13 protein-coding genes are annotated in these 15081 nt (G+C 43.5%); all 13 read left to right on the top strand.

The genetic code is table 11. The features are described from left to right. Window positions 1-162 precede the first annotated feature (162 nt). Window positions 163-1416, top strand: a complete 1254-nt coding sequence (locus GSF08_RS00260; protein WP_160623873.1) for a hypothetical protein — start codon at window positions 163-165, stop codon at window positions 1414-1416. Between the two features lie 190 nt (window positions 1417-1606). Continuing rightward, entirely contained in the window at window positions 1607-2737 is a 1131-nt protein-coding gene (locus GSF08_RS00255) for a glucose-1-phosphate adenylyltransferase (RefSeq protein WP_160623872.1), read from the top strand. Window positions 2738-2747: 10 nt separating this feature from the next. After that, window positions 2748-3863, top strand: coding sequence for a glucose-1-phosphate adenylyltransferase subunit GlgD (gene glgD / locus GSF08_RS00250; RefSeq protein ID WP_160623871.1), 1116 nt, complete (start codon window positions 2748-2750; stop codon window positions 3861-3863). Then, window positions 3860-5302 (top strand): glycogen synthase GlgA, encoded by a 1443-nt coding sequence (glgA, locus tag GSF08_RS00245; RefSeq protein WP_160624670.1) that lies wholly within the window; start codon window positions 3860-3862, stop codon window positions 5300-5302. Before glgD ends, glgA begins: the two co-directional genes overlap by 4 nt. 41 nt (window positions 5303-5343) lie before the next feature. Then, on the top strand, window positions 5344-6021 hold the full coding sequence (locus GSF08_RS00240; protein WP_160623870.1) for an LptM family lipoprotein: 678 nt from the start codon (window positions 5344-5346) through the stop codon (window positions 6019-6021). 235 nt (window positions 6022-6256) lie between these two features. Next, window positions 6257-7771: an IMP dehydrogenase gene (locus GSF08_RS00235; protein WP_160623869.1), complete on the top strand. Its 1515-nt coding sequence runs from the start codon at window positions 6257-6259 to the stop codon at window positions 7769-7771. 127 nt (window positions 7772-7898) lie between these two features. Further along, the gene (locus tag GSF08_RS00230; RefSeq protein ID WP_160623868.1) at window positions 7899-9077 is read left to right on the top strand and encodes a phosphoglycerate kinase; all 1179 of its coding nucleotides are present in this window, start codon (window positions 7899-7901) and stop codon (window positions 9075-9077) included. A gap of 2 nt (window positions 9078-9079) precedes the next feature. Then, entirely contained in the window at window positions 9080-9823 is a 744-nt protein-coding gene (gene tpiA, locus GSF08_RS00225) for a triose-phosphate isomerase (protein ID WP_160623867.1), read from the top strand. A gap of 127 nt (window positions 9824-9950) precedes the next feature. Next, window positions 9951-10958: a diguanylate cyclase domain-containing protein gene (locus GSF08_RS00220; RefSeq protein ID WP_160623866.1), complete on the top strand. Its 1008-nt coding sequence runs from the start codon at window positions 9951-9953 to the stop codon at window positions 10956-10958. A gap of 242 nt (window positions 10959-11200) precedes the next feature. Beyond that, entirely contained in the window at window positions 11201-12358 is a 1158-nt protein-coding gene (locus tag GSF08_RS00215; RefSeq protein ID WP_160623865.1) for an ABC transporter substrate-binding protein, read from the top strand. Between the two features lie 90 nt (window positions 12359-12448). After that, window positions 12449-13336 carry a branched-chain amino acid ABC transporter permease gene (locus GSF08_RS00210; RefSeq protein ID WP_160623864.1) on the top strand — a complete coding sequence of 296 codons (888 nt, stop codon included), beginning with the start codon at window positions 12449-12451 and terminating at the stop codon, window positions 13334-13336. Between the two features lie 9 nt (window positions 13337-13345). Continuing rightward, window positions 13346-14302, top strand: coding sequence for a branched-chain amino acid ABC transporter permease (locus GSF08_RS00205; protein WP_160623863.1), 957 nt, complete (start codon window positions 13346-13348; stop codon window positions 14300-14302). Between the two features lies 1 nt (window position 14303). Beyond that, complete coding sequence (locus GSF08_RS00200; protein WP_160623862.1) at window positions 14304-15080, top strand: ABC transporter ATP-binding protein; 777 nt, start codon at window positions 14304-14306, stop codon at window positions 15078-15080. Window position 15081: the final 1 nt, after the last annotated feature.

Raw genomic sequence — 15081 nt, 5'->3', positions numbered from 1 at the left:
ACATTTTTTACCTTTGTAAGCGGCTTTCAGTATTTTCATTGAAATATGATGAGAATGCGTGACTTGCTTTAGGTGCTTACAAAGGACCAACGTACAAGCTAATGAAGAAGTGTTATACTGAAATTGATACAAGTGTTTTGAATCAGGAAAGAAGGAGTGAATATGAATCAAGAAACAATTCGTTTGGGTATCGGGTTTGCGACGGGACGAAAAGCTTTTCGGAAAGTGATGTCAGCGTATATATACAGCTGGAATGAATTTATCAAAAAGGAACAACCGTCAGCTAAGATCGAGCTGTTTCTGTTTGTTGCTTATGATCTGTCTTATTCAAACGCGCAGTCCACAGATTTCACGAATTTGAGTCAGGAAATCGTCGACTCCTTTGAAGATATTATTTTTATTGATGAAAAACGTGCAAAACATACAGCTATGGACATTATACATGATGATAATTTACAGGAAGAAGATATGAAACTGATTTTTTCTTCCGGCTATGCAGGCAAGCGCAACGCTATTGTATATGCAGCGTTAAAGAATCAAATGGATTATTTGTTATTTCTGGATGATGATGAATATCCGGTAGCGGTGACGAACAGCAAGGAAAGCTGTCTGTGGAGCGGTCAGTATGTAATCCCGATGCATTTGAAAAGTATTGTCCACGCCGATATCACAAACGGATATCACTGCGGATATATATCACCGATCCCTCAAATTTCATTTGATAATACATTATCGCAGACGGATTTCCGTCAGTTTATCGAAGCTATCAGCAATGATGTTATTACATGGGAGTCGATTCGGACGATTATGAAAAACGGAGGTGTTACATATGCCGATACGAAGATCTTAACTGATTTAAAACCGCAGGATGTACCGCAGATGCATTCTTGTAAATTCATAACCGGTTCAAATCTTTGTCTGAATCTTACCAAACCAAAACGGTTGTTTCCGTTTTATAACCCTCCTGGCGCTCGTGGTGAGGATACCTTTTTAAGTACTCTGTTGACGGATCGCTCGGTGGTGAGAGTTCCCTGCTATACCTTTCACGATGGCTTTTCTGCATATCGTCATCTGCTGGACGGCGTTTTGCCGATTCGTTTGAATTCCATAACCGCAGAATCCTCGGCGATCATAACCCGATTTTATCAAGCCTGTATCGGATGGGTACGCTATAAACCGCTGCTTCTTTATATTACGGATGCATGCGGGTATGATAAAAAAATACTGGAAATACAACACATACTGGAATTGGTGCTGCCGAAAATATGCGCTTGCTTTCAGGATGATAATTTCTACAATTTATTGCCAGAGTTTCGTAAATACAGTAAAAATGCTGCCAAGCATTATCAAAAATTTATAGAGACGCAGCAATCATGGGCAAAATTGATGGATCATATTGAAAGCAGCTGCCGGTAATTCAACCGACGAAAGGAAATTAAAAAAATCTCTTGACTTTTTCTGAAAACATGCTGTTTTGCTAAGAAATGTCGAAATTTACAGAAATTTCTGTAAACGCATACATAAATAATACTTTTATATCCAAAACAGTGGTATTTCATTCTTGAATTGAGTATAATCAAATTATAAAAAGCAGGGGGTTTTGCTTATGAAACAGGAGAACATGCTGGCCATGATTCTGGCTGGCGGCCGGGGTACTCGTCTGGAGGCTCTGACCAAAAAGGTTGCCAAACCTGCGGTATTCTATGGTGGTAAATATCGTATTATCGATTTTCCACTGAGTAATTGCGCAAATTCTGGCATTAATGTTGTAGGGGTTTTAACCCAGTATGAATCGGTGCTGCTGAATTCGTATGTTGCCGGCGGTTCACGATGGGGACTGGACGCGAAAAACAGCGGTGTCTTTGTATTACCGCCGCGCGAAAAAGAAGATACGGACTTCAATATTTACCGCGGTACTGCTGATGCGATTTCGCAGAATATCGATTTTATCGATAGCCATGATCCGGATTATGTATTAATTTTATCAGGTGATCATATTTACAAAATGGATTATTCCAAAATGCTGGCACATCATAAGGCATGCGGCGCAGATGCAACGATTGCCGTGCTAGGGGTTCCCATGAAGGAGGCCAGCCGATTCGGTATTATGAATACGGATGAGACAGACCGTATCATTGAATTTGAGGAAAAACCGGAAAAACCAAAGAGCAATTTGGCTTCTATGGGAATTTATATCTTTGACTGGAAGCTGCTGAGAAAGATGCTGATCGCAGATATGGATAATCCAAATTCCAACCATGACTTCGGCAAGGATATCATCCCTACCATGCTGGAGGATAACAAGAAGCTGTATGCCTGGAAGTACAAGGGCTATTGGAAGGACGTAGGTACGATCGATTCACTCTGGGAAGCGAATATGGATCTGCTGGATAAGAATAATGAATTGGATCTAAGTGATCCGAACTGGAAAATTTATACGGAAGATGTATGTGCGATGCCGCACTTTGTCGGTGAACATGGTAAAATTATCCGATCCTATGTAAATCAGGGCTGTGTGATCGATGGCGAGGTGACAAATTCCGTTTTGTTTACCAATGTGAAAATTAATCAGGATGCTAAGGTGAATGATTCTGTAATCATGCCGGAGGCGGTCATCGGAGCCGGAGCCGTACTGAATCGCGTGATTGTTGCCGAAGGCGTGAAAATTGCCCCGAATGCGGTCGTAGGCGATCCAAACAGCGATGAGATTGAGCTGGTCGCTAAAAACGTAAGGTAGGTGGATGAGTATGTGTAATGCATTTGGTATTATCAATTCCGAAGGATCCAACGTGAATGTAGAAGGTGTGCAGGACTATCGTCCGGTAGGAGCGTTTTCATTTCTCGGGCGTTACCGCATCATCGATTTTCCAATTTCCAATATGACAAATTCAGGTGTCAATCACATTCAGGTCTATGTGAAAAGCAAACCGCGTTCGCTTATCGAACATTTGGGAACCGGCCGTCACTATAATCTGAATTCAAAACGAGGAAAGCTGCATATCCTCTATGGTGAGAATCTGTCTGATTCCAGTTTCTATAATCACGATGTAGCAGCGTACCGTGCCAATATGTCAGCGATTGAAGAGGTCAATTACCCATATGTAATTATTGCGCCGAGCTATATGATCTATGCGATGGACTACAGCAGTCTGCTGAATAAGCATATTGAAAGCGGTGCGGACATTACCATGGTATATCAGAGCGTGGAGGATGCACGCAATGAATTTATTAACTGTGATGTACTGAATCTGAATAAGCAGAAAGGGGTTTTGAGTATTGAGCGTAATCGCGGCAATTACAAGACCCGAAATATTTCATTGGAGACCTATGTGTTAAGCAAGGAATTGTTTATCAGTCTGGTGAATAAAGCGGCGAATATTTCTTCACTGTACAGCTTCCGCGATATGCTGAATGATGAATGCAGCGAATTGGATGTACGAGGAGTTGCCCACCGGGGTTATTTTGTCGCCATCAATGATTTTAAGAGCTATTATCATGCCAATATGGAGCTGATCAACATCAATAAGGCAATGACGCTGTTTGATGATGAATGGCCGATCTATACTCGGACCAATGATTCCGCACCGACCCAATACTATGCATGCAGCGATGTGCATCACAGTGTTGTGTCAAATGGCTGTCTGATTGAAGGAACGGTTGAAAATTCCGTTATCGGCCGTGGCTGTACCCTGAAAAAGGGTTGTGTAGTCAAGGATTCCGTTGTTCTGCCCGGGGTTATGATTGGCGAGGATGTGCATATCGAGGGTGCGGTTGTCGATAAGAAAGCGAAAATTACCCGTGTGAAAGAGCTTATCGCAGATGCTGAACATCCTGCATATGTAAAGCGTGGGGATCGTATCTGATGCGGATTCTGCACGTAGCCGCTGAGGGCCTGCCGTTTGTTAAGAGCGGCGGTTTGGCTGATGTTATAGGATCACTGCCGCAGGAGCTGGCAGCCAAGGGGAATGATGTACGGGTCGTTCTTCCCCTGTATCGTAAAATAGCCTGCAATTATCATCAGGACTTTAATCTGGCAGCACAATACAGTGTTTCGATCAATTATCGCGAGATACCGGTATCCGTATGGTATCAGCAGGTAAAGAGCGTTACGTATTATTTCGTCGAACATCAGGGCTATTTCGAGCGAGATGCACTGTATGGATATATGGATGACGGTGAACGTTTTGCGTATTTTCAGAAGGCAGTAATCGAAATGATGAATCAGCTTGATTACTTTCCTGATATTCTGCATTGCCATGATTGGCATACCGGTATGATTCCGGCAATGATCAAAGAGACGCATCATTATGATGACCGTTATGCCCATATTCGCCATGTTTATACGATTCATAATCTGGCTTATCAAGGAAATTTCGGTCCGGAAATGCTGGACAGCTGTCTGGGACTTCCGTGGTCGGTATACGACAACGGAAATGTACGCTTTGATGGAGGAATCAGCTTTATGAAATCCGGTATTCTATATGCGGATAAAGTGACAACAGTTTCTCCGAGCTATGCACAGGAGATTTTGACTCCGCAGTATGGGGAGCATCTGGATCTGGTGCTGCGGCTGCGGGAATATGATCTATGGGGCATCACCAATGGTATCGATTTGGAGGAATGGAATCCGAAAACAGATCCATGTCTGCCTTATCATTTTAATAAAGTAAATGTAAAGCGAGGTAAGTCAGAAAATAAGCTGGCTTTACAGAAGGATATGGGTTTACAGGAGAACAAGGATGTCATGATGGTGGGAGTTGTTTCCCGTCTGACGTGGCAGAAGGGTTTCTATTTGGTGATCGAACAGCTTAGCCGCTTATGCGCGGAGCCGATTCAGATAATGATATTAGGCAGCGGTGAGGCGGCATTGGAAGAAAAAATGTATCAGCTGGAAGCGGGAAACCGGGGTAAGATTGCATTCTACCGCGGTTACAACGAAGAATTGGCACATCGCGTTTATGCGGCGAGCGACTTGTTTTTGATGCCTTCGCTGTTTGAGCCATGTGGTATCTCACAGCTGATATCAATGCGCTATGGTGCCCTTCCGCTGGTTCGTGAAACCGGCGGATTGAAGGATACCGTACAGCCTTTTAATGAATTTGAAAAGACCGGAAACGGCTTCAGCTTCACCAATTACAACAGTGATGAAATGATGACAGTGCTGGAATATGCAATTCATTTGTATTATGACAAAAAAGACGATTGGCGAAAGCTGGTACAAAATGCGATGAATACAGATGTTAGCTGGGAACACAGCGCTAATCATTACATGCGGCTGTATCAAGAGGTAAGCAAACAATAATACAGCGGAAACGCTGTATTTTCAAAATAAGGGGTAGACCAATGAAAAAGATAATCCTGGCACTTACAGCCACTGCCTTTCTGTTTGCGATGACAGGATGCGGAAAAGAAGATGAGCAAAAAGCAGAAAAACCTAAAGCTGCAGAGAAGCAAGAAAAAAAAGCAAAAGAGGATGATTTCATTCGCGGTAAATGGGTGGATTTCGTTTATACCAATGAATTTTTAAACCTGTCCTTTCAACTTCCGGAGGGGTTTATCCATGCGAATGATGAACAATTAGCAGAAATGATGAACCTTACTCTTGAAGATGTCAGTAATGGTTCAGAGCTGAGTAAAGAGATACTGAAACAGCGTGTTATTATGGATATGGTCGTTAAGCAAAGCGATGGCGGCAGCGGTGTGAATATTGTATTGGAAAACCTGTCCACTGTGAATAACTATCAGGAATTTACGGTTGAGCAGTATGCGGAATCGGCCCGGGATTTACTGACAAGGCAGGGGGCGGTCATTCAGGGAACACATCAGGAGGAGTTGGCGGGTGAAACTTACTTGGTCATCACATCCGATTTGAAGCAGGGGGAAGAAATTGTTCATAATCGACAGTTTTGTAAAAAATACGGAAAATATATGATGGTCATCACATTCAGTACTCTGAATGATCACGAGCATTTTTATGAACAGCTGAAAGCAAATTTCCATCATGGTTATCAGGAGGTGTAGGCACACCTCTTTTTTTCTGTATGAAGATCAAATATTTCCTTTATCAAAAAAAATGAATTTTTGTCCGTTTACAAGGAAGCGGATATGATGTGAAAAAGATTGTAAAAAATGTAATTTATGTGAAAAAACGCTTGTAAATAAATAGTTTTATTACGTTTTCATAAACGCTTGACACAGAACAGGCAAATCTTTATAATGTATGAAAATTTACATTTTTAGAGAAGGAGATTACATTATGGCGTACTTTTTTGATGAACCATCTCACACTTTCAGTGAATACCTGCTCGTACCTGGATATTCTTCCAGCGAATGCATTCCTGATAAAGTTTCGTTAAAGACTCCCTTGGTGAAATACCGCAAAGGGGAGGAAGAGCCAAAACTCACGATGAATATACCGATGGTTTCTGCCATCATGCAATCTGTTTCCGGTGAGCGCATGGCCACAGCTCTGGCTCGTGAAGGCGGTGTTTCCTTTATTTACGGATCACAGAGCATCGAGAATGAAGCTGCGATGGTAGCTCGAGTGAAAGCGACAAAAGCGGGATTTGTGACCAGCGATTCTAATATTTCCGTTGATGCGACCTTAGCGGATGTGATTGCAATGAAGGAGCGTACCGGTCATTCTACCATGGCGGTAACAAAGGACGGTACAGCCAAAGGCAAATTGGTAGGTATTGTTACCAGTCGTGATTATCGTGTAAGCAGAATGGATCCTGCAACAAAAATTACGGAGTTTATGACGCCGTTTGAAAAATTGATTTATGCGAAGGACGGCTGTACCTTGGGTGAAGCAAACGATATCATCTGGGAATACAAGCTGAATGCATTGCCGGTGATCGATTCTGATCAGCATTTGACAGGCTTTGTATTCCGTAAGGATTATGAATCTCACAAAGAGAATCCAAATGAACTCCTGGATGAGCACAAGCGCTATGTTGTCGGTGCTGGCATCAATACCCGTGACTATGAAAAACGAGTACCGGCGCTGGTAGAAGCAGGAGCGGATATTTTATGTATTGATTCATCTGAGGGGTTCAGTGAATGGCAGCGCATTACCCTGAAATGGATTCGTGAAAAATACGGAGATACGGTAAAAGTAGGAGCCGGTAATGTCGTGGATGCGGAGGGCTTTCGTTTTCTGGCAGAAGCTGGAGCGGATTTTATCAAAATCGGCATCGGCGGCGGCTCTATCTGTATTACCCGTGAACAGAAGGGAATCGGGCGCGGTCAGGCTACGGCAACCATTGAAGTAGCGAAAGCCCGTGATGAATATTTTAAAGAAACCGGCATTTATATTCCGATCTGCAGTGACGGCGGTATCGTCCATGATTATCACATTACCCTTGCCCTGGCGATGGGAGCTGACTTTGTCATGTTGGGACGCTATTTCTCCCGCTTTGAAGAATCTCCGACGAACAAGGTAACGATCAACGGTACTTATATGAAAGAATACTGGGGAGAGGGAAGCGCCCGCGCCCGCAATTGGCAGCGCTATGATTTAGGCGGTTCTGGGAAACTGTCCTTTGAAGAAGGGGTTGACTCCTATGTACCTTATGCCGGGGCATTGAAGGATAATGTCGATCTGACCTTGAGCAAGGTTCGTCATACAATGTGCAACTGCGGTGCTTTAAGCATCCCAGAGCTGCAGAAGAATGCCAAAATCACACTGGTATCCTCTACGAGTATCGTAGAAGGCGGTGCTCATGATGTAGTGGTCAAGGATAACAAGTACGACGCGAAAGTAAATTAATGATCAGAAGGCGTAAAAAGCCTTCTTTTTTCATGCTGATAACCCAGTCGATAGCGCTGTTTTTACATTTACTAACATTTTGGTTAGTGTTATAATAATACCGATTCATTAAGGAGGAAATTATAAAATGGCAAAAAGAACCGTTCAAGATTTAGATGTTGCCGGAAAGCGTGTCATTGTACGTGTGGACTTTAACGTACCGCGCAAGGATGGCGTCATCACAAACGACAATCGTATTGTGCAGGCATTGCCTACCATCAACTATCTGGTAGAGCATCATGCTAAAGTGATTCTGATGTCTCACCTTGGTAAAGTGAAGACAGATGAGGATAAAGCAAAAAACAACATGGATGTGGTTGGTAAACGCTTAGCTGAACTGGTAGATGCGAACGTTACCTTCGTTCCGGTTACACGCGGTGAAGCATTGGAAAAAGCTGTTGCCGATATGAAAGACGGAGACATCGTTCTGATGCAGAACACTCGTTATGAAAAGGGTGAAAGCAAGAATGATGAAGAGTTGGCAAAATATTGGGCTGGCTTAGGTGATCTGTTCGTAGAGGACGCATTCGGTTCCGTACACCGTGCTCATGCTTCTACCGCAGGTATTGCGGCAATTCTGCCAAATGCAGTTGGCTTCTTGGTTGAAAAAGAAGTAAGCATGCTGGATGCTGCTGTCAATAATCCGAAACATCCTTTTGTTGCCATTATCGGCGGCGCGAAAGTTTCTGATAAGATTGCAGTAGTTGATAATCTGCTGAAAATTGCCGATAAAGTATTGATCGGCGGCGGTATGGCTTATACCTTTATGGTAGCTAAAGGCGGTAAGGTTGGTACATCGCTGCTGGAAGCAGATAAGGTTGAGCTTGCGAAGGAATACTTAAAGAAGGCTGGTGACAAGCTGGTTCTTCCGGTTGATAATGTATGTGCTGATGCTTTCTCTGAAGAAGCCAATACAATGGTATGCAAGAGCGGGCAGATCCCGGATGATTACATGGGATTAGACATCGGACCGGAAACGATCGAATTGTTCAAAAAAGAGCTCGAAGGTGCGAAAACAGTTATCTGGAACGGCCCGATGGGTGTGTTTGAAATGGAAAAATTCGCGAAAGGTACCCTGGAAGTTTGTAAATCAATTTCAGAACTGCCGGATGCTACCACGGTTATCGGCGGCGGTGACTCTGCAGCTGCAGCTATTCAGCTGGGCTTTAAGGAGAAATTCTCGCATATTTCTACCGGCGGCGGTGCATCACTTGAATTCATGGAAGGAAAGGAATTACCGGGTATTGCGGTAATCGCGGATAAATAATTATGAGAAAACCTATTATTGTCGGAAACTGGAAAATGAATAAAACAATCGCGGAAGCGGTAGATTTCATTAAAGCAGTTGACCCGGTATGTCATGATGGAGCTACTTATGGTGTTGGTACATCTTTCCTGGCGTTGCAGGATTCTGTCAAGCATGCTAAAAATTTAATTATTGCGGCTGAAAATTGTCATTTTGCTGATAGTGGTGCATTCACTGGTGAGGTAAGTGTTCCAATGCTGGAAGAAATCGGCGTGAAATACTGCATTATCGGTCATTCTGAACGTCGTCAGATGTTTGGGGATACAGATGAAAGCGTCAATAAAAAGGCAAAGCGCCTGATTGATGCAGACATTACACCGATCGTATGTATCGGTGAAACAGAAGCACAATACGATGCCGGAGAAACTGAAACGGTTATCCGCAGTCAGCTGAGCGGATCTCTGGCTGATCTGTGCCCTGACTGCGTAAAGGGTATCGTGGTTGCCTATGAACCAATTTGGGCAATCGGTACCGGTAAATCTGCTACCAAGGAAGATGCACAGAAATGCTGTCATATCGTTCGTGATCAGATTGAAAAGATGTATGGCAAGGAAGCGGCAGATGCAGTGCGTATTCAGTACGGCGGATCGGTAAAACCTGAGAATATCGTGGAATACATGGCTTGTCCGGATATTGATGGTGCTCTGATTGGCGGCGCTTCTTTAAAAGCGGACAGCTTCACGGAAATTATCAATAAGACAAAATAAATGTTTGAAACTGCTGAGCAATCAGCAGTTTTTTTATGCATCGTGGCATTGCACAGAATTATATAGGATCTGCCTTGGCAATCTAGGCTGAGGTATTGTATACTTGTACTAGAAATGATGAGATGTCATGGATCACAGGGTATCAGCAGAACAGTTTTGTCTGGGAGTATGGAAAGCCTACATGGAGAATCATAAATATGATCTTTTGCATGAGGTTATGGATGAGCGTCTTACAGTAATCGGTACTGGTGCTCATGAAATTAGCCGAACAGCAGAGGAGTTTGCGGCCTCTATGGCAAGGGAAGAAACCTCTTGGAGCGGAACTTTTCATATGGAGCCAAAATGGATTCAAGCCACGCCGCTCAGTGAAGTAATATACAATGTGATCGGTGAGATGGCTGCACGGGAAAATGCCGATGATCGAATCATCTACGATTTTGATTTTCGTTTTACCATGATTTTGAGGCATATCCACGATAATGATTGGAAAATTATGCATGTTCATCAATCGGTAGCCGATCGGTATCAGTCCGAAGAAGAATTTTTTCCGCAGAAAATCACGGAACAAAGCAATCGTCTGCTGCAGGAGAAAATAGAAGCCAAGACAGCTGAACTGGAGGAAGCGACCAAGAAGATTATCTATTACTCACAATATGATTCCTTAACGGATGTATTCAACAAGCATTTTTGTGAAGAAGCTGTGGAAACGAATATGAAACAGTATCCGCATGGAATTATGGTCATGTTGGATATGGATAGTTTTAAGCTGGTAAATGATCGGTATGGACATCCGTTCGGAGATGTGGTGCTGAAGCGCTTGGCGGATACGCTGAAGGAATCGTTTGCGGACAGTGTGATCGGCCGTATCGGCGGAGATGAATTTATCCTGTATATGCCGTTTTCCAAGGAGCCGGATGATGCGGTTATCTATGATCGAGCAACCCAATTTCAAGCGCGATGGGATGTGTATAAAAAGCAGTTAGGGGTAGACGACATCGGGGGTGTCAGTATGGGAGTTACCAGCTATCCTAAGCATGGATGTAATTTCGACACCCTTTGGAATTGTGCTGATCGAGCCTTATATCAAGTTAAAAATCACCGTAAGGGTGCTATACACTTTTATCAAGATTCATAGGTGCTGCTTAGCGGCACTTTTTTAATTTACCTTGTCAAAATCTTGATTATGATAGATATCCTAATGTAAGAGCTCGATTATTATGTGAAAGTGTGTGAATGAAACTGAATGAAAATGGTGAAAAATATGTAAAAGATGTGAAAAGGTGTTGAAAAAGGCTGTAAATAAGTTTATACTATTGTCAATATACTTGTACACGAGAGATAGACAAGATATGAATAAGGGAAAAGGAGAGAAGACATATGAGGAAGCACATGAAAATGATGGCAGCCGGATGTATGGCATTGACTGTACTGGCCGGATGCGGTGGATCGGGGGATGATTCAAAAACCATTAAAATCGGCGTGGATTATGAGCAAACCGGCGGGGTAGCTGATTACGGGAAAGCTCATGTAAACGGCATTAAGCTGGCAATTAAAGAAATCAATAAGAAGGGCGGCGTCAACGGCAAGAAGCTGGAGCTGGTCGTTGCTGATAATAAGTCAGAAATTACGGAAGTCGGAACCGTTACAACCAAGCTGATGACCGAGGATGAAGTCGTTATGGTGCTGGGGCCTGCCACTTCGGGAAATACAAGCGCGGCGATTAATGTCGCCAACAAAAACAAAATACCGGTAATTTCCGCATCGGCAACAGCGAATAACGTTACGGAAAATAAAGACGGCTCCGTTACTAAATACGGTTATAAAATCTGTTATTCCGATAACTATCAGGGAGAGGCGCTGGCGAAATTCGCGCTGTCTAAAGATGCGAAAAGGGCAGTTATCGTTTCTGACAGCGGCTCTGATTATGCAAAAGGCCTTGCGGAATCCTTTAAAAAGGAATTCGCGGACGGCTCCGGAACGATTGTCGCAAGCAAAAGCTATCAAACCGGCGATACCGATTTTAAGAGTATTCTTACTAGTTTGAAATCTGAGAGCTTTGATGTTATGTTCGTACCCGGTTACTATCAGGAGGCCGGGCCGCTTGTAAAACAGGCACGCGAAATGGGAATCGACGCTATGATTCTTGGACCGGATGGTTTTGATTCTGAAAACTTTATCAAACAGGCGGGGAATGCCAATTTAAATAATGTATTCTTCTCAACTCATTTCTCCAAGGTCGGTGAAAATCAGAAAGTAAAAGATTTTGTGAAAAAGTATCAGGCAGCTTATGACAAGGAACCGGGATGCTTTGAAGCATTGGGTTATGATCTTGCGTACTATGCCGCAGATGTTATCAAGCGTGCAGGTAAGGATGTAACACCGGAAACAGTCAATAAGGCATTGGGTGATACCAAGGCAAAATTCAGTGGTGTTACCGGTTCCTTCACGATGAAAAAGGATCATACACCCGATAAGGTGATCACGGTTGTTGAACTGAAAAATGGTGAACAGGTGAGCGCTGCGGAAGTTAAATAAATAGATCATGATAAGATGATGCACAAATAGGTGAAAGTCGATTTCGCCTATTTGTTTCATTTTTAATTAATGAGGAAGGGAGAGAATGCAATGGTACAGTTTATTCAGCAATTAGTAAACGGTCTTTCCATTGGCAGTGTTTTCGCTCTTGTCGCACTTGGATACACGATGGTTTACGGGATTATCAAATTGATCAACTTTGCCCATGGTGATATTTATATGCTGGGAGCTTTTATCGGATATTTTTCGTTTAAATATATCGCCGGAGGATACGGCGGCTTTATCCTTGCGCTGGTGCTGGCAATGGGCGGCTGTGCACTAATCGGGATGCTGATTGAAAAGGTGGCCTATAAACCGCTTCGCAATGCTTCACGGATCACCGCTTTGATTACGGCAATGGGGGTTTCCTATTTCTTAGAGTATGTCATGGTGTATTTCTTCGGAGCAGAGCGCCGTACGCTGACAGCTCCGTTTGAAAATACCGTTTTTCATATCGGAGAAATTACGTTTACGTTATCGACGATGATCATTGTTGTCACAACGATCATCTTAATGCTTCTGCTAACCTATATCGTTAATTGTACGAAGATGGGAAAAGCAATGCGGGCGGTTTCAACAGATCCGGATGCGGCGAGATTGATGGGCATCAATGTTGATCATACCATTTCCTTTACATTTGCGCTTGGAAGCGCACTCGCCGGCGCAGCAGGCGTTCTAATTGGCCTTCATTATAATATCGTTGAACCGTTAATGGGTATGATTCCGGGATTAAAAGCATTTATTGCGGCAGTTTTCGGAGGCATCGGCATTATTCCCGGAGCGATGTTCGGCGGCTTGTCAATCGGCGTCATCCAAACCTTTGCATCAGGTTATATCTCCTCACTTTGGCAGGATGCCATCGTATATGGTCTTTTGATTATTATTTTGGTTGTGAAACCGGCAGGCTTGCTCGGTAAAAATAAAAAAGAGAAAGTGTAGGTGTTTGACATGAAACAATCCTTTTCAAGAAAAAACATCACTGCACTGCTCATCCTTGTTGTTTCGGTTATTCTGTTATCAGTAATGTTTGGGTTGATTCCGCCGAAATGGCAGAAAACGTTTATTACCGCGTGCTATTATATCATCGGAGCGCTCGGGCTGAATCTGATCATCGGGGTCAGCGGTCAGTTTTCGCTTGGGCATGCCGGCTTTATTGCCATCGGTGCATACAGTGTGGGCATCATCTTTCAAAGCAATGCGACAATCTACGGTTTTGCCTTAGGTACTGCGTTGGGAATCGTTATTACATGTGCGGTAGCGTTGATCATCGCGATTCCAACCTTTCGCTTGCGCGGAGATTATCTGGCTATCGCAACATTGGGCTTTTCCGAAATTATCCGCATTGTGATTCAAAACTTAGATATTACCGGCGGAGCCAGCGGCCTGAGTTATTTATCCTTTGAAGGAATCAACGATCAGGGGATGTTCATTATGATGGTGATCACGATTATGCTGGCTATTTTATTGATCGTCAATTATGTAAAGTCATCACATGGCCGAGCTACTGTTTCCGTGCGTGAAGATGAAATTGCGGCAGAGGCGATGGGTATCAATACGACGAAATACAAAACCGTTGCTTTCTTGATCGGAGCGAGTCTAGCGGCAGTAGCGGGAGCGTATTTCGGACCGATGAATTTCTTTATCAAACCGGGGGATTTCGGTTTTACCAAATCGATCGATGTATTGGTCATCGTTGTGCTGGGGGGGATGGGTTCGCTCAGCGGTACGGTTGTAGGCGGTATTTTTATCGCTGTCATGAATACGTTTTTACAGGATTACTCGGAAATTCGGATGATCCTGTACGCGCTGATTCTGGTGCTGGTGATGATTCTGCGCCCCCGCGGTTTGTTTGGGAATAAAGAAATCACCGACATATGGAAGAAAAAGACAAAGGGGGCTGAATGATATGGCACTTCTCACCGTCAAAAATTTAACTAAGAATTTTGGGGGATTGTGTGCAAATTCCAATATCAGCATGGAAGTGGCATCAAATGAACTGGTCGGTTTGATCGGTCCCAACGGTGCCGGCAAAACAACGCTGTTCAATATGCTTACCGGGGTTTATGAACCAAGTGGAGGGACGATTCTTTTAAACAATGGTGATCATGAAGTCAGTATCGGCGGAATGAAGCCCTATAAAGTAACAGCTATGGGAATCGCGAGAACTTTTCAAAACATTCGGCTGTTTAAGGGACTAAGCGTATTGGAAAATGTAAAGATCGCGATGCATAAAGATGTTCACTATCATCTTGCCCAGGCGATCTTTCGAACCCCTAAATTTTATCAGGAAGAAGCCCGTATGGAAAAGCAGGCTCGGGAATTGCTTTCCATTATGAAACTGGATCAGAAAAGCGGAGAGCTGGCGGATAACCTTCCCTATGGAGAGCAGCGCCGACTGGAGATTGCCCGCGCTCTGGCTACCAACCCCAAGCTGTTGTTTCTGGATGAACCGGCAGCCGGTATGAATCCTCAAGAAACCGCGGAGCTGACTGAATTGATTCGCTTTATCAAAGAGCGATTTCAAATCAGCATTGTGCTGATTGAGCATGATATGTCATTAGTCATGAATTTGTGTGAGCGGATTTATGTGCTGGATTACGGAAAAATGATAGCAAAGGGAACACCGTCGGAAATTGCGGTAAACCAGAAGGTTATCGATTCTTATCTGGGTGAGGAGGTGTAGT

It is taken from the genome of Copranaerobaculum intestinale, assembly GCF_009831105.1.
In the GTDB taxonomy this organism is placed as follows: domain Bacteria; phylum Bacillota_I; class Bacilli_A; order Erysipelotrichales; family Erysipelotrichaceae; genus Copranaerobaculum; species Copranaerobaculum intestinale.
This window is presented reverse-complemented; position numbering and strand designations above follow the sequence as displayed.

Coding starts and splice junctions, on each gene's coding strand:
- GSF08_RS00240 (WP_160623870.1), top strand. CDS start 5,344: ATGAAAAAGATAATCCTGGCACTTACAGCCACTGCCTTTCTGTTTGCG.
- GSF08_RS00255 (WP_160623872.1), top strand. CDS start 1,607: ATGAAACAGGAGAACATGCTGGCCATGATTCTGGCTGGCGGCCGGGGT.
- GSF08_RS00235 (WP_160623869.1), top strand. CDS start 6,257: ATGGCGTACTTTTTTGATGAACCATCTCACACTTTCAGTGAATACCTG.
- GSF08_RS00205 (WP_160623863.1), top strand. CDS start 13,346: ATGAAACAATCCTTTTCAAGAAAAAACATCACTGCACTGCTCATCCTT.
- GSF08_RS00215 (WP_160623865.1), top strand. CDS start 11,201: ATGAGGAAGCACATGAAAATGATGGCAGCCGGATGTATGGCATTGACT.
- glgD (WP_160623871.1), top strand. CDS start 2,748: ATGTGTAATGCATTTGGTATTATCAATTCCGAAGGATCCAACGTGAAT.
- GSF08_RS00200 (WP_160623862.1), top strand. CDS start 14,304: ATGGCACTTCTCACCGTCAAAAATTTAACTAAGAATTTTGGGGGATTG.
- tpiA (WP_160623867.1), top strand. CDS start 9,080: ATGAGAAAACCTATTATTGTCGGAAACTGGAAAATGAATAAAACAATC.
- GSF08_RS00260 (WP_160623873.1), top strand. CDS start 163: ATGAATCAAGAAACAATTCGTTTGGGTATCGGGTTTGCGACGGGACGA.
- GSF08_RS00220 (WP_160623866.1), top strand. CDS start 9,951: ATGGATCACAGGGTATCAGCAGAACAGTTTTGTCTGGGAGTATGGAAA.
- GSF08_RS00230 (WP_160623868.1), top strand. CDS start 7,899: ATGGCAAAAAGAACCGTTCAAGATTTAGATGTTGCCGGAAAGCGTGTC.
- GSF08_RS00210 (WP_160623864.1), top strand. CDS start 12,449: ATGGTACAGTTTATTCAGCAATTAGTAAACGGTCTTTCCATTGGCAGT.